This is a genomic window from Agarivorans sp. MS3-6 (genome assembly GCF_054112545.1).
The window spans coordinates 889,850-912,213 of record NZ_CM134202.1; the positions used below are offsets into that span (position 1 = coordinate 889,850).

15 protein-coding genes are annotated in these 22,364 nt (G+C 44.0%); 1 reads left to right on the forward strand and 14 read right to left on the reverse strand.

Going from position 1 to position 22,364, the window contains the following annotated elements; genetic code table 11:
* Positions 1–80 precede the first annotated feature (80 nt).
* The 13 genes from carB to dnaK form a co-directional block, all read right to left on the reverse strand.
* A complete protein-coding gene (gene carB / locus ACVFI8_RS04200) occupies positions 81–3,299 on the reverse strand; it encodes a carbamoyl-phosphate synthase large subunit (RefSeq protein ID WP_248714698.1) in 3,219 nt (1,072 codons plus the stop codon).
* A gap of 19 nt (positions 3,300–3,318) precedes the next feature.
* Positions 3,319–4,461, reverse strand: a complete 1,143-nt coding sequence (gene carA, locus ACVFI8_RS04205; protein ID WP_248714697.1) for a glutamine-hydrolyzing carbamoyl-phosphate synthase small subunit — start codon at positions 4,459–4,461, stop codon at positions 3,319–3,321.
* A 317-nt stretch (positions 4,462–4,778) separates the two neighbouring features.
* A complete protein-coding gene (pulA, locus tag ACVFI8_RS04210) occupies positions 4,779–8,786 on the reverse strand; it encodes a pullulanase-type alpha-1,6-glucosidase (protein WP_248714696.1) in 4,008 nt (1,335 codons plus the stop codon).
* A 347-nt stretch (positions 8,787–9,133) separates the two neighbouring features.
* Positions 9,134–9,946 (reverse strand): 4-hydroxy-tetrahydrodipicolinate reductase, encoded by an 813-nt coding sequence (gene dapB, locus ACVFI8_RS04215; protein ID WP_457873094.1) that lies wholly within the window; start codon positions 9,944–9,946, stop codon positions 9,134–9,136.
* Between the two features lie 431 nt (positions 9,947–10,377).
* Positions 10,378–11,217 carry an ABC transporter ATP-binding protein gene (locus ACVFI8_RS04220; protein WP_457873095.1) on the reverse strand — a complete coding sequence of 280 codons (840 nt, stop codon included), beginning with the start codon at positions 11,215–11,217 and terminating at the stop codon, positions 10,378–10,380.
* A gap of 21 nt (positions 11,218–11,238) precedes the next feature.
* A complete protein-coding gene (locus ACVFI8_RS04225; RefSeq protein ID WP_457873096.1) occupies positions 11,239–12,261 on the reverse strand; it encodes an ABC transporter permease in 1,023 nt (340 codons plus the stop codon).
* A 72-nt stretch (positions 12,262–12,333) separates the two neighbouring features.
* On the reverse strand, positions 12,334–13,671 hold the full coding sequence (locus ACVFI8_RS04230) for a CmpA/NrtA family ABC transporter substrate-binding protein (protein ID WP_248715600.1): 1,338 nt from the start codon (positions 13,669–13,671) through the stop codon (positions 12,334–12,336).
* 292 nt (positions 13,672–13,963) lie between these two features.
* Positions 13,964–14,584 (reverse strand): FKBP-type peptidyl-prolyl cis-trans isomerase, encoded by a 621-nt coding sequence (locus ACVFI8_RS04235; RefSeq protein WP_248714692.1) that lies wholly within the window; start codon positions 14,582–14,584, stop codon positions 13,964–13,966.
* Positions 14,585–14,651: 67 nt separating this feature from the next.
* Positions 14,652–15,134 (reverse strand): GNAT family N-acetyltransferase, encoded by a 483-nt coding sequence (locus ACVFI8_RS04240; protein ID WP_248714691.1) that lies wholly within the window; start codon positions 15,132–15,134, stop codon positions 14,652–14,654.
* Positions 15,115–15,969, reverse strand: coding sequence for a M48 family metallopeptidase (locus ACVFI8_RS04245; protein WP_248715599.1), 855 nt, complete (start codon positions 15,967–15,969; stop codon positions 15,115–15,117). Before ACVFI8_RS04245 ends, ACVFI8_RS04240 begins: the two co-directional genes overlap by 20 nt.
* Positions 15,970–16,015: 46 nt before the next feature.
* The gene (gene cobU, locus ACVFI8_RS04250; RefSeq protein ID WP_248714690.1) at positions 16,016–16,558 is read right to left on the reverse strand and encodes a bifunctional adenosylcobinamide kinase/adenosylcobinamide-phosphate guanylyltransferase; all 543 of its coding nucleotides are present in this window, start codon (positions 16,556–16,558) and stop codon (positions 16,016–16,018) included.
* Between the two features lie 290 nt (positions 16,559–16,848).
* Positions 16,849–17,988, reverse strand: a complete 1,140-nt coding sequence (gene dnaJ / locus ACVFI8_RS04255) for a molecular chaperone DnaJ (RefSeq protein ID WP_248714689.1) — start codon at positions 17,986–17,988, stop codon at positions 16,849–16,851.
* Between the two features lie 114 nt (positions 17,989–18,102).
* Positions 18,103–20,019: a molecular chaperone DnaK gene (gene dnaK, locus ACVFI8_RS04260; RefSeq protein ID WP_248714688.1), complete on the reverse strand. Its 1,917-nt coding sequence runs from the start codon at positions 20,017–20,019 to the stop codon at positions 18,103–18,105.
* Positions 20,020–20,310: 291 nt separating this feature from the next.
* Here dnaK and ACVFI8_RS04265 point away from each other — a divergent pair, with 291 nt between their 5' ends.
* Positions 20,311–21,645 carry a dicarboxylate/amino acid:cation symporter gene (locus ACVFI8_RS04265; RefSeq protein WP_248714687.1) on the forward strand — a complete coding sequence of 445 codons (1,335 nt, stop codon included), beginning with the start codon at positions 20,311–20,313 and terminating at the stop codon, positions 21,643–21,645.
* Positions 21,646–21,717: 72 nt separating this feature from the next.
* Here ACVFI8_RS04265 and can read toward each other — a convergent pair whose 3' ends face one another.
* Complete coding sequence (can, locus tag ACVFI8_RS04270) at positions 21,718–22,320, reverse strand: carbonate dehydratase (RefSeq protein WP_248714686.1); 603 nt, start codon at positions 22,318–22,320, stop codon at positions 21,718–21,720.
* Positions 22,321–22,364 lie beyond the last annotated feature (44 nt).

Sequence of the window (22,364 nt, forward strand, 5' to 3'; positions counted from 1 at the left end):
TGTACTAATAACTGCAGTGTAACGCTATTTTACGCTGCGGTGAAGATCTTCACCGCTTTACAAATAACATTAGTCGCCGATTAAACGATGCGTTTGTGCAATTCTTGAAGAGAAGTCACAGTACCACGGTCATCCGCAGTATGTGCCTGACAAGTGGCAAATGCTCCGTTTAAGGTGGTAGTGTAGTTCACTTTCTGCGCTAACGCAGCGCGACGTAGTTGACGAGAGTCTTCAATAGATTGACGCCCCTCGGTTGTGTTGATTACGTAGCTATATTCGCCGTTTTTCAAGCGATCAAGAATATGCGGGCGACCTTCATGTACCTTGTTCACTAAGCGAGGGTTAATTCCCGCTTCGCCCAAGGCTACAGCAGTACCGTGCGTTGCATCCAGTTCATATCCCAGCTCTAACAGTTTAGCGGCTAGCTCTGCAACACGTTTCTTATCTGAGTTACGTACCGACAGCAATACCCGACCACTCTTAGGGCCATCGTTACCAATACCTAGCTCAGCTTTAGCGTAAGCTTCAGCAAAAGTGTCACCCACTCCCATTGCTTCGCCAGTAGACCGCATTTCTGGGCCTAATATAGGGTCAACACCTTGGAATTTGTTAAACGGCAATACGACTTCTTTCACTGAATAAAATGGTGGAATAACCTCTTTAGTAATGCCTTGCTCGGCTAAAGATACACCGGCCATTACCCTCGCAGCTACTTTTGCAATCGGAACGCCTGTAGCCTTAGACACAAACGGAACGGTACGCGCAGCGCGCGGGTTAACTTCGATTAAATAAATCTCATCGTCTTTAACAGCGAACTGGGTATTCATTAGACCAATAACGCCAAGCTCTAGGGCTAGGGCCCGAACTTGTTCACGCATACGGTCTTGAATCTGCGGGCTCAAAGTATAAGCAGGTAATGAACAAGCTGAATCACCTGAGTGAACACCCGCTTGCTCAATGTGCTCCATGATACCGCCAATCACCACATCTTTACCGTCACAGATGGCATCAATGTCGATTTCAACAGCATCATTTAAGAAGCTATCAAGTAACACAGGCGAATCATTAGATACACTTACCGCTTCTTTAAAGTAGCGACGCAAATCTATTTCATCGTAGACGATTTCCATAGCTCGGCCACCCAGTACATAAGATGGGCGAACCACTAAAGGGTAACCAATGCGCTGCGCTGATATAACCGCTTCTTCAGTGGTGGTTACCGTGTCATTTTCAGGCTGTTTAAGCTTTAAACGATCTACCGCTAACTGGAAGCGCTCACGGTCTTCTGCGCGATCAATAGCATCGGGAGAGGTACCAATAATAGGCACGCCAGCAGCTTCAAGTTCACGAGCTAGTTTAAGCGGTGTTTGTCCACCGTACTGAACAATCACGCCAGTTGGTTGCTCAATGCGTACAATTTCTAACACATCTTCTAAGGTAACGGGCTCAAAATATAGGCGATCTGAGGTATCGTAATCGGTAGATACTGTCTCGGGGTTACAGTTAACCATAATGGTTTCGTAACCATCGTCACGCATAGCCAGCGCGGCGTGTACACAACAGTAATCAAACTCAATACCTTGGCCAATCCTATTTGGACCACCGCCTAATATCATGATTTTTTTGTTATCAGTCGGTTTTGCTTCACATTCTTCATCGTAGCTTGAGTACATGTAAGCGGTATCGGTAGCAAACTCGGCAGCACAAGTATCAACACGCTTGTAAACCGGCAGTACTTCTAAACGATGACGTAATTTACGAAGCTCTTTTTCAGAGACACCGGTGAGTTTTGCCAAACGCGCATCAGCAAAGCCTTTACGCTTAAGTTTGCGCATTGTTGCTTCGTCTAAGCTAGCAACCCCCGCTTTAGCAACTTGCTGTTCTAACAAGATGATGTCTTCAATTTGTACCAAGAACCAACGGTCGATGTTAGTTAGGCCAAAGATATCTTCTACACTCATGCCCGCACGGAATGCGTCTGCAATGTACCAAATACGGTCACAGCCTACGTTTTGTAGCTCGTGTCGAATAGTTTCCATCGCATCAGGTGCATTTAAGTCAACAATCGGATCAAAACCATCAACACCCACTTCTAAGCCACGTAAGGCTTTTTGTAGTGATTCCTGTTGGTTACGACCAATCGCCATCACCTCACCCACCGACTTCATTTGAGTCGTTAAACGGTCGTTGGCACCAGCAAATTTCTCAAAGTTAAAGCGTGGTATTTTAGTCACTACATAATCGATTGACGGCTCAAACGATGCAGGTGTTTGGCCACCGGTAATATCATTTTGTAGTTCATCAAGCGTAAAACCGACGGCTAGCTTAGCGGCTATTTTAGCAATTGGGAAACCTGTTGCTTTAGAAGCCAGAGCTGATGAACGCGATACACGCGGGTTCATCTCAATAATCACCATACGACCAGTATTTGGGCAAATACCAAACTGTACGTTCGAGCCCCCCGTTTCTACACCAATTTCACGCAAAACCGCTAACGAGGCATTACGCATCAATTGGTATTCTTTGTCAGAAAGGGTTTGTGCTGGGGCTACCGTGATCGAGTCACCAGTGTGTACACCCATTGGGTCAAAGTTTTCAATGGCACATACAATGATACAGTTGTCGTTTTTATCACGAACCACTTCCATCTCATACTCTTTCCAACCGATTAAGCTTTCATCAATTAATAGCTCACTGGTTGGAGAAAGGTCTAAGCCTCGAGTACAGATTTCGTCAAACTCTTCTTTGTTATACGCGATACCACCACCGGTGCCACCCATTGTAAAAGAAGGGCGAATAATACAAGGAAAGCCTACTTGCTCTAAAACACCGTAAGCTTCTTCCATTGAATGAGCGATACCCGCGTTCGGACAAGCCAAACCTATGCTCTTCATCGCTTTGTCAAAACGGCTGCGGTCTTCTGCTTTATCGATCGCATCTGCAGTAGCGCCAATCATTTCGACATTGTATTTCTCTAGTACACCTTTACTTTCTAGCTCTAGCGCACAGTTCAATGCAGTTTGGCCACCCATGGTAGGTAACACCGCATCTGGGCGCTCTTTTTCTATGATTCGCTCTACCACTTCCCAATGAATCGGCTCGATGTATGTGGCATCGGCCATTTCTGGGTCTGTCATAATAGTTGCTGGGTTAGAGTTAACCAAAATTACTCGGTAACCTTCTTCACGCAAGGCTTTACAAGCCTGAGCGCCAGAATAGTCAAACTCACAAGCTTGGCCGATAACAATTGGGCCTGCGCCCAATATTAGGATGCTTTTTATATCATTACGTTTTGGCATAAGTTCTGTTGCTCTCTACCTACGCTTGGCCGTTAAGGCGCTGCTCAATTAATTCAATGAAATGGTCAAACAATGGCGCTGCATCGTGTGGGCCGGGGCTTGCTTCTGGGTGACCTTGGAAGCTAAATGCTGGCTTATCGTTACGATGGATACCCTGTAAACTTTGATCAAACAAAGAGAAGTGGGTCATTGTTAGCGTATCAGGCAAGGTTTTTTCGTCTACGGCGAAACCATGGTTTTGCGCAGTAATCATGACTCGGTTATGCTCGATGTCTTTTACTGGGTGGTTACCGCCATGATGACCAAACTTCATTTTCACTGTTTTAGCACCGCTGGCCAACGCAAGAATTTGGTGGCCTAAACAGATACCAAATACCGGAATATCAGTTTCTAGGAAGGTTTTAACCGCAGCAATGGCGTAATCACATGGCTCTGGGTCCCCAGGACCGTTCGATAAGAAAATACCATCTGGATTTAACGCCAATACTTCTTCAGCTGAAGTTTGTGCCGGAACCACAGTCAACTTACAACCGCGGTCAACCAACATCCGCAAAATATTACGTTTAACGCCAAAATCATAAGCAACCACATGAAACTTACTGTCTTCACTGTCTGCAGGTAAGCCATTCACTAAGTCCCAGCTACCTTGCGCCCATGAATAGGTTTTAGCCGTTGTCACTTCTTTGGCCAAATCCATCCCTTTTAATCCCGGGAAACCTTTAGCTTGCGCCAAAGCTTGCGCTTCGTCTAAATCATCTCCGGCTACAATACAGCCAGCCTGAGCCCCTTTTTCACGCAAAATACGGGTTAACTTGCGGGTATCAATATCCGCTATGCCAACCACATTGCGAGACTCAAGATACTCACTCAAACTTTGTTGGCTGCGAAAATTACTGGCTAACAAAGGTAAATCACGAATCACTAAACCACAGGCATGTATGCTAGAAGACTCTTCGTCTTCCGGGGTAGTTCCATAGTTTCCAATATGAGGATAAGTGAGGGTGACTATTTGGCGAGCATATGAGGGGTCAGTTAAAATTTCTTGGTATCCGGTCATTGAAGTATTAAAAACTACTTCTCCAACGGCAGAACCATTAGCTCCGATTGCGGTTCCACGGAACACGGTACCGTCTTCTAATACCAGCAGCGCTGATTTGCTCAAGGCAACCTCCTAACAAAGAACTGTCGACACAACAAAATGGAACTAAAGGGTAAACTTTAGCCCAATATAATAAAAATTTGGCAAATTCCGCGGATTATAGAAGAGATATTGGCAAAGGTCTATCGATATTTATACAAACTTGCAGAAATAGACTGTTAAAGGTTTTATTTGAAGATAAGGCTCAAAATATAATGTTTTGGATAATTGCTTAGCATTAGCATTTTACGTTAATTGTAAAGCCTATCAGCAATCACTGCATCTAAATAAAAAAGCCAAGGCAGTGTGCCTTGGCTTTTTACTACTAAGCAACTATAGCATTAGTTTTCTAGTTCACACATTGAAATACTACCGTTGTCAACGTTATCCGTTAACTCGCCATTTACGGTCAACGTTAAGATGGTATCACCAGCTAAAGTTATTTTGTTATTACCTGGGTCACCAATGGCACTGTCACCTACACGAGCCCAAGCTTGGTAGTCAACGTTCAGTACAAGATTCTCTACACGAGCACCATCTGAATAGGCAATCATTTGAGGATCCCAGTTATCTGCATCAGAAGCCAGTTTGAACTCGTATGCACCTGCCGCAAGCGATACCTGATAGGTATTGTCACCCTTGTATGATAGTGCGTACATTTCATCCCAACCCCAACCGGAGTGACTACCGCGAACCGCTAATTGAGTAGCCAAAGGCCCTGCGTCTGCGCTGTCTTCTAACAATTCACAACTAGCCACTGCAGCTGCTGTAACAACCAAAGTTGGCGCATCAACCGTTGAGAAATCAGTAACAAATGTGACCACCGATTTAGCATCAATAGAAAAGCTTAAATCTCCGCCATTGTACTCAAGCGTTTTAGCTGTACCTAGCTCTAGCGCACCTTCTGTTGCTCCGTAGTTAACATCACCCCAATCAGCATCTGCAACTTTGAAGCCATAATCTCCAGCTTCTAAAGTCGTGGTGAACTCATATTTACCATCTTTAGTAAACACCAATTCATCTTCTGGATTCCAAGTATTTACACCACGGATGAATATTTGAGTATCACCAAGCGGTGGAATTGCACTTACGTCTTTATTTGAAGTATCAACTGGAAGACCTGTACCACGTTCACCATCTCTTGGCTGAACAAATACTGCAGTAGTACGAGCAGGAACAGTAAAGGTTGCATCAGCAAAGCTTGCACCCTGTACCACTGAGTCTGCAGAATCTTGTTGAACTTCGTGCAAGTCAAAACCTGTTGCGCCTGCAACTTCAAAGGCTTGCTCTTCATCAGTTGCGTTTAATACAACTACAATAGCATCATTGTTTTCGTCTAAATCAGCCCCAGCACCCGTGCCGTTGTCGATAGACATAACAATTAGGCCTTGTACTTGCTCTGCACCCACATTGCGGAAGTCAACACGCGCTTGAACCTCTGCGGCTGTGGTTAAGCGGAACAAGTCACTGCTTGAACGGATAGTCAGTAGCTCTAAAAATTGCTGTTTGGCTAACTCTATATCTGCTTCTGCAGGCTCTGCAGTTTCATCAGCAATAATGGTTTTGATTAGATCCCAGTTACCACCATCTTTGTCTTCACGAGGTAAGCCAACATTCCAGTTATTATCAGAACCATCAAACCTTACACGGTTAAACCAATCACCAGAGTCGTAGCTATCGCGTTGCATTGATTTAGAACGAAGTAGTTCAGAACCCATGTGAATAAACGGAATACCTTGGCCAAGCATAACAGTAGACAAGCTAACAGTTTGCATACGCGAGCGGTCAGCAGCTGTTGTACCGGTAGCTGCTTTATAGGCGTTATTGTCCCATAAAGTTTGGTTATCGTGCTTAGATACATAAGAAATGTTTTCTGATGGATTCAAGGTATAACCAGCTTTAGCTCCATTATAGTTAACATCCTGACCACGCTTGGTATTTCCTGCAGAATCCAAAATTACGAATTTCTGTAAGTTACCTGCCATACCCACACGAATTAAGTCTTGGTTATGAAGCGCTTCTGTACGGTAGTTGTCAGCGTCAGTGTTTAACTCATTTAAGGTATCAGCATTACCAAAACCTTGAGTTTTACGAATGCCTTCGCCACTATCAAACGGGCTACCACCACGAACCGCGTCACGTAGACGGTCAGAGAACGTACCAATTTCGGTACCAGCCATATTCCATTGAGTCGCTTGCTCGAAGCGGGCATTGTTGGCTACTTCACCAAAATCCCAGCCTTCGCCGTAAAACAAGGTATCTTCATCTACTGCACGAACCGCTGCTAAAGAATCAACCATTAAGTCTTTTGGTTGGTGACCCATCAAATCGAAACGGAAGCCGTCAACATTATATTCCTTAGCCCAAGTAACTAATGAGTCAGTCATTAGCTTACCCATCATAAGGTTTTCAGTAGCGGTATTATCACAACATGTTGATGTTTCTACGCCACCGGTGTTGGCATCACGACGGTGATAATATCCAGGGACAATTTTGTCTAACACAGACTTATCGTTTACACCTGAAGCATTGGTATGGTTGTACACGACATCCATAACAATTTTTAGACCCATATCATGAGTCGCCTTCACCATTTGGCGGAACTCTAGAATTCGAGTAGTACCTTCAGCGTCGGTAGCGTAACTGCCTTCTGGCACAGTGTAATGGTAAGGGTCGTAACCCCAGTTAAAGCTATCAAGACCGCGTAGGTCATTCATCAACGACTGCGCATCACCAGTGCTAGGCTCAAAACTAGCTAGCTTCGCTTCAATCGTGCCAGAGGCATCGGCACAGTAATCATCGGTTTTATCAATTTTTGTACACAAATCAGCTAGCGGCGCATCGATGTCGATTGCACCTTCTTCGTCTACTGTCGCGATATCAAAAGCAGGGAGAATGTGAAGTGTGGTTAAGCCAGCATCTTTCAGCGCCTGAAGATGAGTCACCGACTCACGTTCTTCTTCAGTAAGCGCTAAGTATTTACCGTTTAGTGCTGCAGTACCTTGAGTATCGCTCACACTAAAGTCACGCAAATGTGATTCGTATAAGACGTGGTCTACATCGGCTTCAATTTCTGGATGCTCGTAATCATCCCAACCTGCGGGTTTAATTTCATCTGCATCTAGGTCAACCACTAATGAATACATTGAGTTAGTTGATAAGGCTAGAGAGTATGGGTCGGTAACCATACGGGTTTCAATGTTTCCAGTGGTTGGGTGGTATACGGTCACTTCGTAACGGTAGTATTTGCCAACAGCCCCAGCCTGCTCTACGGCCCACACACCATTGGCCGCTTCTTCCATAACAACAGCTTCACCCGCTGAACTCATGTCTTCTTCGTTGTATAAGTATAACTTAACGCTTTGCGCGGTTGGCGCCCACACCTTAAAGCTAACCTCATCACCTGAAACAATCGCACCAAGCTCTTCAGCTAATGCACCGCCATCACCCTTAACGAAAACTTCGTCAATCATGCCAGGCTTTTGCACTTGAGTCGCTGAAGTAGCTTTACCTTCGGCGTCCATCGCGACTACAACAATTTGGCTTTTTGCAATGGTTTTAAGTACTGCATCATCTACAGCTATTTTGGCCGCTGACAAACCAGCTAAATGCGGGAAGCGTGCTTTAGCATCATCAGACAAATCGCCAGCTGTTAACGCAATTGCGGTACCGCCAGTCACTTCTTTAGTATCAGGGTCCATGGCAATGCCATTTTCCAAATCGTAACGAAGCTCTAAAGAAGCTGCATCACCGGCTGATTCCCATGCGATAGTGTCAGCATCAACCCAATGGGCTTTGGCGCCATCAATGGCTACGGGGCGCTCTGCTACTGGCGCGTAGAATAATTCGCTGCTGCCATGGAAACCGAATAGACCTTTATCTTCTTGTAGCTTGGTCAGCTCAAACTTAGAGTTAGCGCTGCCAAATGCTTTATCATCACCGTTGTGTAAAATGAAGTTCATACACTCATGCGGATCTGATGCGTCTGGGTCAACGGTCAATACATAGTAAGCACCGTAGGTTTCACTGATACCAGTCGCAGCTCTTGGTGAACCCCAATCGGTTCCCCCATCAGCAATACCCATAGCTTCTAAATCAGTACTAGTACAACCTTCGCCATTCCAAAGGTGTAAACCCCAACCTTCATAAGCAGATTCGTCTACACGCTCATGGGCTTCATCGCGTTTGTAATAAACAACAACTTCATTTTCACCCGCGGTGTACAAACCATCAATGACGCCTCCACCGCCACCGCCTGGAGTCGTGTCATTATCACTACACGCACCTAGCAATGCAGTTGCTAGAATTGGCATTGTAAGCCTTGCTAACTTACTAATTTTTATATCCATGTCAGCCTTTCCTTTCCTATTGCCGAACCGATATTCAGCAATTATTGTTTTTTATGTTTTGAATTTTTAGCTCTCGCCTCCGACGGGCGAGATGCACATAAGGTAGGTTTTAGTGGCAAAAAGGACTGTGACGGCAGCGTAATTTTGGCTAACAGAATGTTGCAGAGCGGTGTTTTTTACAGCCTTTGTGAGACGGCTCAAAGAACAAAATCCTTGAAAACGGTTTCAAGAAAACTCATGATAACGCTTTCAAGAGCATCAGCCGAATAAAACACTAAGACTAAATTTAGATGTAAAAAAAACACCGCAATACGGTGTTTAAAAAATGAACGGGAATAGGGCCCTATTTAGTCATTAAGATCTAACACATCACGCATATCAAACAAACCATTTTGCTTATCTTGCAACCAAACTGCTGCTCTTACTGCGCCATTAGCAAAAGTCATGCGACTTGATGCTTTATGGGTAATCTCAACACGTTCACCAATATCGGCAAACATTGCTGTATGCTCGCCCACGAGATCACCCGCACGAATAGTCGCAAAGCCAATGGTATCTCTGTCTCGTTCACCAGTGATGCCTTCACGTCCGTAAACAGCAACTTTCTTTAGGTCTCTTCCCAAGGTATCAGCGATCACTTCACCCATCCTCAAAGCGGTGCCAGATGGCGCATCTACTTTATGGCGATGGTGGCCTTCAATAATTTCAATATCGGTATAATCGCCCATCACCTTGGCAGCCACTTCCAATAATTTGAATACGAGGTTAACGCCCACGCTCATATTTGGCGCAAACATAATAGCAATATCGTCAGCAGCCTCTTTTAACTGTTGTTTTTGCTCGTCACTGAAACCTGTAGTACCGATCACCATTTTTTTGCCATTGGCTTTTGCCCAAGCAACATGAGAAAGGGTTACCGTTGGGGCAGTAAAGTCGATAATAACATCGATATCGTCTTTGGCTTGTTTAAGGTCATCAATGATCGCTATGTTAAGCGTCCCCAAACCTGCTAACTCGCCGACATCAACGCCAATTAAGCTGGAACCAGGGCGTTCAGTCGCTGCACCTAATACCGTTGAAGCACTGTTATTTACAGCTTCTAGTAAGTTTTTACCCATTCGACCGTTACATCCAACAATAGCGACTCTTACTTGCGACATCCTTTTATCCTTTCGTTTACGGTTCGTACAACTGCAATATGCAACGGACTATAACAAAGCAAAAAAGATAAAACGAGACTGCTGTAATTCACGAATAAAGCTTTGATAAATATTGCAAGCTATTGAGCATGGTTATTGCGCCGCGACGCTAGGCCCCGCTTTGTTCTTGCTAGAGCGACAAAATGCCCCGGCACCACAATGAAAACAACTAAAAATCAGTCATTTATGAGCATTTTCTAACTGAGAGCAAAGCGCTTTACTCCTGTCCATTGCAAGCCGCTTTACCGCACATGATATTCACATTACCTCAAATCAACCGCTACAATTCCCTGACCCTTAAGCAAAAAAACGCCCTCGTATAAGGGCGTAGTGTTTTAGCAAAGTACTGAATTGAACCAAGATAAACTAAGCGCTGGCTTGCGTACTGTTGTTTAAGCGGCCTTTTCAGATTTAACCAGTTTAGGCTTTGCCTTTTCACTGGCCTGAGCAGGATTACGCTGACGCTCATAAAGAAACTTCAATACTTGTGCGCGATAATGGTTGTATTCAGCGTCATCAGCTAGTGCTACACGATTTCTAGGTCTATCTAACTCTACTGTTAGGATCTCACCAATTGTTGCTTCAGGCCCATTGGTCATCATGACGATTCGATCAGACAATAGCACCGCTTCATCTACATCGTGGGTAATCATAATCACGGTATTATTAAGTTCTTGCTGGATCTCCATCAAAGAATCTTGCAAATGAGCACGGGTTAAGGCATCTAAAGCGCCAAACGGTTCATCCATCAATAACACTTTAGGCTGCATCGCTAAGGCACGAGCAATGCCGACCCGCTGCTTCATACCACCAGAAATTTCATCGGGTCGTTTATGCATGGCGTGAGTCATATGTACTAATTCTAAATTGTGTTCGATCCACTCTTTCATTTCGAGTTTAGATTTTTGCCCCTTAAACACTTCTTTAACCGCGAGCTCAACATTTTGATAAGCGGTCAACCAAGGCAATAAAGAGTGGTTTTGAAACACTACCGCCCTGTCAGGGCCAGGCCGAGTCACTTCTTTACCTTCTAATATCACACCTCCTTCGGTGGCATTATATAAGCCCGCCACAATATTTAGCACGGTAGACTTACCGCAACCAGAGTGGCCGATGAGAGAGATAAATTCGCCCTTATCAATTTTCATATCAACACCATTTAGCGCTCTAAATGGCCCATTTTTGGTCGGGAAGTCGATGCTAACGTGATCAATTTCTAGATATTGTGACATAGGTATTTCCTTTAACTTTGCTTAGCGCGCGCTTTCTGGTGTTGAATGTGAAATCAGTTTTTGTAGGCTTAACATTGCCCAATCTAAGACATAACCGATAAGACCAATAACCACTACAGCCGCCATAATCCGGCCTAAGGAGTTAGAACTACCATTTTGAAATTCGTCCCAAACAAACTTTCCAAGGCCTGGGTTTTGCGCCAGCATTTCAGCAGCAATCAATACCATCCAACCAATACCAAGAGAGATACGTAAACCGGTGAAGATCATCGGCAATGAGGCAGGAATGGCAATTTTGAACACTTGCTTACTCCAATGAAGCTGGATCACTTTTCCTACATTAATCCAGTCTTTGTCGATTGACGCGACGCCAGTAGCAGTGTTAATCAGAGTTGGCCATAAAGAACATAGGGTTACGGTTACCGCTGATGTAACGAAGGATTTTGAGAATGCAGGATCATTGCTTACATACACGGCACTCACCACCATGGTAACGATGGGTAGCCAAGCCAGTGGCGACACGGGTTTGAGAATTTGAATAATGGGGCTGACCGCACCATATAGCTTTTTGTTTAAACCACAGGCAACGCCAATAGGGATAGCGATAACACTCGCTAATATGAAACCGGTAAACACGGTGTACAAGCTAGTCAATATTTGATCAAAAAAGGTTTCTTTGCCGGTATAAGGACGAATCTTTATGGTGGCATCTGGGTTTTTGGCTAACTTCTTGGCATTACGCTCGTCCTGACGCACATAAAATGCTTTTTCTTTTTCGCGCTCCTCATGATGCTCCGCCACTAAGCCTTGGTATTGCTGCCAAACTTGAGCGGGTCCGGGCAAGGTGCCTAAGCTGGTTTGCACTTTAGCAGCAGAAATGCTCCACAATAACAAAAACACGGCAATAGCCAGTAACGGAAGACCGATACGTTCGAAAATGTCACTGATTTGTTGTTTGGGGTTTTCTCCACTGGCTAAACGGACAAATGGCACCATGGGTGTCAGGCCTACTGTTTCTAGAGAGTGAATTAATTTATCTTTCATCACTACAACTCCTTTTGCGATTCGATATTGCCGGGCGACCTTCCGCCCGGCTGCTCTCAATGATTATTTGGCTTAGATCTTGTCGTCTTTTTTCAAACCAATAGTGAACTTGTCTAGATAGGCATTAGGTTTAGAACCGTCATAAACAATGTTATCGATGAAGTGTTTTTGAGGTGGTTTAAAGCCTGATTCAGTCGCAAAATTAGGGAATTCCGATGCATCAATGACACCATCAGCAATCAACTCTTTAGCTGCAATAGCGTAAATATCAGGACGGTATACCTTTTTAGCGATATCCATATACCAAGAGTCTGGTTTGTTGTCAGAAATTTGTCCCCAACGACGCATTTGCGTTAGATACCAAATGGCATCACTGTAGTAGGGATAAGTGGCGTTATAACGGAAGAATACGTTAAAGTCAGGCACCTCGCGTTTATCACCTTTCTCATACTCAAAGGTACCCGTCATGCTGTTAGCAATTACATCGTAATCGGCACCTACATACTGGCTCTTAGACAAGATTTTAACTGCTTCTGGGCGGTTTTTGTTGTTCTCTTCATCTAGCCATTTGGCCGCTCGAATCATCGCTTTAACCACACGAATATGCGTATTAGGATATTCATCAGCCCAGCCTTGGCTCACACCAAATACTTTCTCTGGGTTGTTTTTCCAAATTTCATAGTCAGTCACAACCGGAACCCCAATGCCTTTAAATACAGCTTGTTGGTTCCACGGTTCGCCCACGCAATAGCCGTAAATAGTGCCGGCTTCCATGGTTGAAGGCATTTGTGGGGGTGGAGTTACTGACAGCAAGGCATCAGCATCAATTTTTCCTGAAGTATCCCCTTTATGAGGAGCGTAGTAACCAGGGTGAATACCACCTGCAGCCAACCAGTAACGTAGCTCGTAGTTATGGGTAGATACGGGGAATACCATGCCCATATTAAATGGCTTACCTTGATCTTTATAGCTATCAACCACCGGCTTTAAGGCGTCGGCTTTAATTGGGTGGACAGGTTTTCCACCTTCATGGGGGACATGGGGCTTCATTTGTGCCCAAATATCATTAGATACGGTGATCGCATTACCGTTTAGGTCCATACTAAAAGCGGTAATGATGTCTGCTTTTGTACCAAAGCCAATGGTGGCTCCGAGCGGCTGACCAGCCAGCATGTGCGCACCGTCAAGCTCCCCAGTAATCACCCGATCAAGCAATACCTTCCAGTTAGCTTGAGCTTCAAGCTGAACATATAAACCTTCATCTTCAAAATAGCCTTTTTCGTAGGCCACAGCTAAAGGAGCCATATCGGTCAGCTTGATAAAACCAAACTTTAAATCTTCTTTTTCAGGCTCACCGATTTCAGCATGACTAAAACCAATAAAGCTAGCCGACACTATCGCCGCAGCCATAGTGGTTTTAATAATGCGAGATAAACTTAAACGTGTTGATTGTTGCATTCCCTGCTCCTGCGTTACCTAAATGGGTATAACTCTAATTGTTCACAATTAGGGAGTTGCCAAGGACGTGCCAAGATCTAGATCACATTTTTTTAACACCTAAAATCATTAACTTAGGAAATTCTTTACCTCTAAAGGAGTATTTGGATTTTTCTTGTTAATTCACTAACTTAGAACACAAGTGCACAAATCTGGCGCATAAAAAAACCGGCTGATTAGCCGGTTTTTATATTGAGATTGGGTTTTAGCCTAAAATAGCTAACAGCTCAACTTCAAAGACTAATGCAGCAAACGGCGGGATAGCCGCGCCAGCACCTTGCGAGCCATAAGCAAGCTCTTGAGGGATGTAAAGCTTCCACTTATCGCCCACTTTCATACGTTGTAACGCTTCAGTCCAGCCTTTAATTACGCCGTTAACTGGAAATTCTGCAGGTTCGCCACGTTGTACTGAGCTATCAAATACTTCACCAGAAATTAACGTACCTTCATAGTGAACTTGCACTTTACTGCTAGCGGTCGGGGTATCGCCTTCACCTTCAACCAATACTTCATATTGAAGACCAGTTTCAGTTTTGTTGATCTCTGGACGTTGGCCGTTTTCTGCTAAGAACGTCTCGCCTTCAGCCATTGCTTCTTTATGCTGCTCAGCTTTTTTAGCTTCAATTTCTTTGGTGATTTCTTGGAAAGCTGCGCCAATTACCGCTTCGTCTAGCTGTGGCTCAGCACCGCTCATCACATCACGGATACCATCTAACATAGCATCAACTTTTAAGCCGTCAAAAGCTGCACGCTCAATCTGCTCACCAATTTGAAGGCCGTAGCCATAACTTGCTTGCGCTGCTGCGCCTTGATATTTATCGCTCATTTCAACTCTTAAAATTAATCATGAAAAGAACAAAATGTTACCATAAAGTCTTGCGAAAAAGGCGTAATTAGCAGACTAATTCAGCCTTTTTTTGTATGAATGGTGATCCAGAAAACTCCAGCTCACGCTGCTCACCAGTGAATTTAAAACCTAAGTGACGATAAAAACCTTGAGCGTGTTGATTATCCTCCATCACCCAGCAATGTAAGCGAGTAGCAAAGGACATTTTTGCCGATTGACTCGCTGATTCAAACAAGGCCCTTCCCCATCCTTTCCCCATCGCTTGGGGATCCAAATAGAGCGCCGTTAACTCAACACCTTCGACTTGTTGGTCAAGCATGACAAAACCTTGAACATTGGGTCTCGCTAATACCCACGTGGTATAACTGGGGCTGATTAAACGTTGTGACCACAAACGATGGTGTAATACTTCAGGTAATTGTTTAAACATAGCCTGAGTCACTTTTTTATTGTAAACATGCTGCCAACTACGCCGCTGCACTAAACTAATTTCAGCGGCGTGTTTAGCTTTAGCTAGCTGGATTGGCATCAGTGTTGGTTTCAGTATCTAGACTAAATTGTGCTGGGCGCTGGCATTGTGGCTGTTTGCCTTGCGCTATCGCTTGTTTTTCTAACTGTATAGCTCTGCTCATGCGCGCTTCTAAATCAGCTATACGGGTTGTATTTGAGGGGTGGGTTGAAAGAAACTCAGGGACTGAACCGCCGCCAGCCTTCGCCATATTCTGCCAAAGCGTCACGCTAGCCTGAGGATTAAAACCGGCACTAGCCATCAGGTCTAAGCCCATAAGATCAGCCTCACTTTCTTGGGTTCTTCCATAAGGCAACAATACCCCGTATTGCACACCTAAGCCCAAAGCAGCCATCGCAACGCCTTTATGTTTAACCTCATCGCTCACCCCAATAGCGATGGCAGCCACCGCCGTGCCGATGCCTGCAATTTGGTTTTGTGATAAACGTTCATTACTGTGTTCTGCTAATACGTGGGCTATTTCATGACCGATTACAGTGGCTAGCTGGTCTTGATCTTCAGCCACTTTAATCAAACCGGTATATACGCCAACATGGGCGCCAGGTAAGGCAAAAGCATTTACCTGCTCAGAGTCAAATACCACGACTTCCCATTTCTCTTCACCGTAGTGACCGGGTATTTCGGCGGTTACCGCATTCGAGATACACGCCACGTAATCATTGGTGGCTTGGTCTGTGACTATTTTTTCTTGTTTTTTTATTTCTTCAAAGGACTGAGCACCCAATGCACTCATTTTTGAATCATCATAAAGTAATACCCGCTTTCTTCCGGTTGGAGAAGCGGAACAACTTAGTAATGCGGCTAGCGAAACAACCCCTACAGCCAACTTTAGCATTTTGTTCATTTATGCATTTCCCTTTTTAAGGCAACCTTAAAAATTGCTATTCCTTTAATATTAGTGGCAATCCGGCACTAATGAATACAACCCTATCGGCAATGGTAGCCAATGCTTGATTTAAACGCCCTAATTCGTCGGCAAACATTCGCGCCACAGCATTATCAGACACCAAGCCTAAACCTACTTCATTGGAGACAATCACAATATCACTGTCTATCTGCTTTAGGGCTTCTAACAACAACGAAGACTGCCGGTGAATATCGACTAACTGTAACTGCGGTGACTTGTCCGTGCTTAACCACCACCCTAGCCATGTCGACATACATTCCAGCAAAATTGGCTGCTGCAAGTGGGCGTAACCAGCTAATACCTCAGCTAAACACTCTTCAGTAAAATTTAATTCATGGGTAGTAAAACGGCCGTTACGCTGACGTTGATGATGGTCAATCCGCTGTGCCATTTCATCATCACTGGCTAAAGACGTTGCAATATAAACAGATGAACCGATAAGGTCATCAGCAAACTGCTGTTCTGCCCAGCGGCTTTTTCCGCTTCGAATACCGCCCAATACCAAGGTTATCATCATTCACCTTAACTATACTCATCGCAATAAATGGCGAATCATTGTTCGTTGCTAAAAACCCAATAATGCTGTTTATTTTTCCGATTGTAGAATAACGACCTAGTGACAATAAATCGTATTTTCATACCGCTTATGCCGAGTCAATTTACCGGTCTAAAATAATTCTTGTCGCTATGATTTTGGTAAATAGTAGCATAGACAAAACCAACAACAATAGTTCAAAAACCAATAACTTAATGTAAATGATAGCCATAAAAAAAGCGGCTAACGCCGCTTTTTAATCGCTTCATTGATTAACTGGTTAGGTCATCGAAAAACTTTTTAACACCATCAAAAAAACCTTCAGCCTTTGGCTTGTGTTTGCTACTTGCAGACCCGCCACAACTGTCCTCAAAGTCACGTAATAATTGCTTTTGAGTATCATTAAGCTTAACCGGTGTTTCTACTGTAACTTTACAGATCAAATCACCAATTGGTCCGCCTCGTACCGACTTAACTCCCTTACCACGCATTCTAAACATACGACCGGTTTGAGTTTCAGCAGGTACCTTAAGGCTTACTCGACCATCTAAAGTGGGCACTTCGATTTCGCCACCTAAAGCCGCCAATGTAAAACTAATTGGCACTTCGCAATATAGGTTATTTTCTTCACGCTGGAAGATGGGGTGATCTTTTACATGTACTTGAACATACAAATCACCGGCTGGAGCACCGCTCTCGCCCGCTTCACCTTCACCGGATAAACGAACGCGGTCACCAGTATCTACACCTGCGGGGATACTAACCGATAAGGTTTTAGAGCGTTCGTAACGGCCTTCACCATGACATTTATGGCAAGGATCTGAAATAATTGAGCCTTTACCTTTACAGGTTGGACAGGCTTGCTGAACCGCAAAAAAACCTTGACGCATTTGCACTTGGCCTTGGCCATGACAAGTACCACAAGTTTTTGGGCTCGAGCCTTTTTTAGCGCCACTACCATTACACTGTTCACAGTGTACTAAGGTAGGCACTCGAATTTCTTTTTTAACACCTTTTACCGCTTGCTCTAAGCTCAACTCTAGGTTGTAACGTAAATCAGAGCCACGTTGAGGCTGACGTCGACCACCGCCACCACGTCCACCACCAAAAATATCACCAAAGATATCGCCAAATGCGTCGCCAAAATCACCATGCCCGCCGCCAAAACCACCCGCTCCGCGGTTAGGATCGACTCCAGCATGACCATAGTGATCATAAGCTTCTTTCTTTTGGGCATCGTTCAGTACTTCGTAAGCTTCTTTTACTTCTTTAAATTTCTCTTCAGAAGCTTTATCACCTTTAGTACGGTCGGGGTGATATTTCATCGCCAAACGTTTGTAGGCTTTTTTAATTTCTCGCTCACCGGCATCTTTGCCTAGACCAAGAACTTCATAATAATCGCGTTTTGACATAATTGGAGTTCTGCTTTCTTACAAGCTAACAGCTTGGAAGTATTGGCGTTGATAGACACACGGGCGTTGTTTTCACAACGCCCGCTATTTACTTACTAAAGTATCGAAGACAAATTATTTTTTGTCGTCTTTCACTTCTTCAAACTCAGCGTCAACCACATCGTCTTGAGCAGGAGCTGCTTGCTCGGCATCTGCCGCGCCTGCATCTGCTTGGGCTTGTTGCTGTGCTACTTCCATCAGTTTTTGAGAGGCTTCAATCAAAGCTTGAGTTTTAGCTTCGATCTCTGCTTTATCTTCACCTTTAGTTGCTGCTTCTAATTCAGTCACTGCGGCTTCGATTTTCTCTTTATCTTCAGCAGGAAGTGCTTCACCGGCGTCTTCAATTTGCTTGCGTGTACCATGTACTAAAGCATCGGCTTGGTTACGAGCTTGAACTAACTCTTCAAACTTCTTATCTTCTTCAGCATTAGCTTCCGCTTCATTAACCATCTTATTGATTTCGTCATCTGACAAACCAGAAGAGGCTTGAATGGTGATTTTTTGCTCTTTAGCAGTATCTTTATCTTTAGCAGATACGTGCAAAATACCGTCAGCATCTAAATCAAAAGTTACTTCGATTTGTGGCACGCCACGTTGTGCAGGACGAATACCTTCTAGGTTAAATTGACCTAAAGATTTGTTGTCTGCAGCACGTTTACGCTCACCCTGAATAACGTGAACCGTTACCGCACTTTGGTTATCATCGGCTGTTGAGAATACCTGTGAACCCTTCGTTGGGATGGTAGTGTTTTTCTCAACTACGCGTGTCATTACACCACCCATAGTTTCAATACCCAAAGATAGTGGCGTTACGTCTAGTAGCAATACGTCAGTTTTATCGCCAGACAATACTGCACCTTGAATAGCTGCACCCATCGCGACAGCTTCATCAGGGTTAACGTCTTTACGTGGCTCTTTACCAAAGAACTCGGTAACTGCTTTTTGTACTAGTGGCATACGTGTTTGACCACCCACTAGGATTACATCGTTGATGTCACCCACAGATAAGTCAGCATCTTGCAAAGCGATGCGTAATGGCTCTAAAGAACGTTGTACTAATTCTTCAACCAAAGACTCAAGCTTAGAGCGAGTTACTTTGATATTAAGGTGTTTAGGACCCGAAGCATCAGCGGTGATGTAAGGTAGGTTTACATCAGTTTGTTGAGCTGAAGACAGTTCACACTTAGCTTTTTCAGCGGCTTCTTTTAAACGTTGCATCGCTAACGGGTCTTGCTTAAGGTCAAAACCTTGGTCTTTCTTAAATTCTTCAACCAAGTAGTTGATCAAGCGGCTATCGAAATCTTCACCACCTAAGTGAGTATCACCATTAGTGGCTAACACTTCGAAAGTTTTCTCGCCATCTACTTCATCAATTTCGATGATAGAGATATCAAAAGTACCACCACCTAAGTCGTATACAGCAACAACGTTGTCGCCTTTAACTGAGTTTACGCCGTAAGCGAAGGCTGCAGCAGTAGGTTCGTTGATAATGCGTTTAACATCTAAACCAGCAATACGACCAGCATCTTTAGTTGCTTGACGTTGTGAGTCGTTAAAGTATGCAGGTACCGTAATAACCGCTTCTGTAACGGCCTCACCTAGGTAATCTTCTGCTGTTTTCTTCATTTTCTTCAATACTTCAGCAGAAATTTGCGGTGGTGCTTTCTTCTCACCTTTTGCTTCTACCCAAGCGTCACCGTTGTCAGCATTTACAATTTTGAACGGCATAATTTTAATGTCACGCTGTACTTCGTCATCGGTGAAACGACGACCGATAAGACGCTTAATAGCAAATACAGTGTTAGTTGGGTTAGTTACCGCTTGGCGTTTGGCTGGTTGGCCAACTAAGGTCTCGCCATCCTCGGTGTAAGCAATGATAGAAGGTGTTGTACGATCGCCTTCAGCATTCTCGATAACTTTAGGGGTATCGCCATCTAAAATCGCAACACAAGAGTTAGTGGTGCCTAAATCAATACCAATAATTCTACCCATAATGGTGTTCTCCAAATTCTGTTTATAACTAATTTTTTGTTGTTGGAACTAAGGTGGGGGCGTCAATTTTCTTTTCAAGGGAAAAACTAAAAAAAAAGCTAAATAGCTTGATATCAAGTTGATTACTTTCCATTCAACTTTTACCACCGCAAAAGAAACAGCAGCACATAAAACCACCAAAAACCGAACAGGAAGTAGCTAAAATGCCATTAGATATAACCTGTGATACTATAACCTTAACTTTAAGTTATATGCAGAGCATTAATCTGCATAAAAATAGAGAGAAGGGAAATGATCAACACTGCAAAACTGAGCCTCACACATAAGATAATAATCGGTATGATTACCGGTATTGCACTAGGGGTTTTCTTACAAACATTTTTTGCTGATTCAGTGCTAGTTAAAGACTATCTGGTTGACGGCATTTTAAATATTACAGGGTCTATTTTTGTTGCCAGCTTAAAAATGCTAGTTGTGCCATTGGTATTTGTATCCTTGGTATGTGGCGTGTCTTCAATGAAAGATACTGCTCGCTTAGGCCGCCTTGGTGGTAAAACAGTGCTTCTTTATTTAGCCACGACAGCGATTGCCATTTCACTGGCAATGGCGGTAGCACTATTAGTTCGTCCTGGCACAGGCATCGAACTAGTGGCTGAAACGGCCTTCCAGGCTAAACAAGCCCCAAGTATTAGCCAAGTCATTATCGACATGTTCCCGGATAACCCTATTGCCTCCATGGCACAGGGCAATATGTTGCAAATCATTGTATTTGCATTGTTGTTCGGTATCGCTATCGCAATTTCAGGTGAACCAGGCAAGCGTATAGCCAGCCACTTTGAAGATTTCAATGTAGTGATTATGAAATTAGTCACCATTTTAATGAACCTTGCTCCCTATGGCGTATTCGCGCTGTTAGCCAAACTGTTCTTTGGTATTGGCTTCGACGCGATTTATAGCCTGCTAGGTTACTTTATGGTGGTACTGGTTGTGCTACTGATTCACGCTTTGGTGGTTTACCCCACCTTACTCAAAGTACTTACCGGCTTAAATCCGGTTTTGTTCATCAAGAAAATGCGTGAAGCAATTGTATTTGCGTTTAGTACTGCTTCCTCTAACGCCACTATTCCAGTGACGATGGAAACCGCTACTCATAAATTGGGCGTACGTAACTCAACGGCTTCTTTTACTATTCCCTTGGGCGCGACCATCAATATGGATGGCACTTCAATAATGCAAGGTGTGGCGACCATTTTCATCGCTACCGTTTATGGTATTGATTTAACCGCCGGTAACTTTTTAATGGTGATTGTCACTGCAACTTTGGCATCAGTGGGAACAGCAGGCGTGCCGGGCGTTGGTTTAATTACTCTGGCCATGGTCTTACAACAAGTAGGGCTGCCCGTTGAAGGTATTGCTTTAATCATCGGCGTAGACCGTTTGTTAGATATGGTTCGTACGGCGGTCAACATTACCGGTGACAGCATGGTAACCGTAGCAGTCGCTAAATCAGAAGGGGACTTAAACCTAGACACTTACAACAACCCGCTAGCGGGTTTGTCGGAAGAAGAAGTTCACTTACCCCATGAAGCAGAGCCAAATGCTACAGTAGGCTTAGAAAAGGCCTAACCATATAAAGTACACAATAAAAAACGCGGCTTTATGCCGCGTTTTTTATTTTTGCGTCAACTACGCTAACGCTTACTCGATACCACTTATAGAAATATCAAGATTGTTTAAAATGCCATTCTGAATCGAATAAATACAACCATGAACAGATAGCTGTTGGCCGTTGCGCCAAGCATTTTGCAAGGTAGTGGTTTGGGAGACATTTTTCACTTGCTCCATCACATTTAATTCACACAAACGGTCGGCACGTAATTGTTTGTCTTCAATGCCATCAAGCTCGGCTTGATGAAAGCGATAAACGTCTTTTAAATGGCGCAACCAGTTATCAATTAAGCCGTGCTGCTCCTTTTCCATAGAGGCCAATACTCCACCACAGCCGTAATGCCCGGTCACAATAATATGTTTCACCTTCAATACATCGATTGCGTACTGAATCACCGACAAACAGTTTAAGTCAGTATGTACAACGACATTAGCAATATTCCGATGCACGAAAACTTCACCCGGAGGAAGGCCAGCAATTTGATTCGCAGGAACTCTACTATCACTGCAACCGATCCATAAATACTCTGGATTCTGTTGTTTTGAAAGTTCACCAAAGAAATCAGGATCATTTTCTTTGATTCTATGCGCCCACAGTCGATTATTCTTAAATAACTGGTCAATGTCGCTCATCTATTCCTCTTTGCTACAACTAGACTCTGAGCAGTATTTTGCCC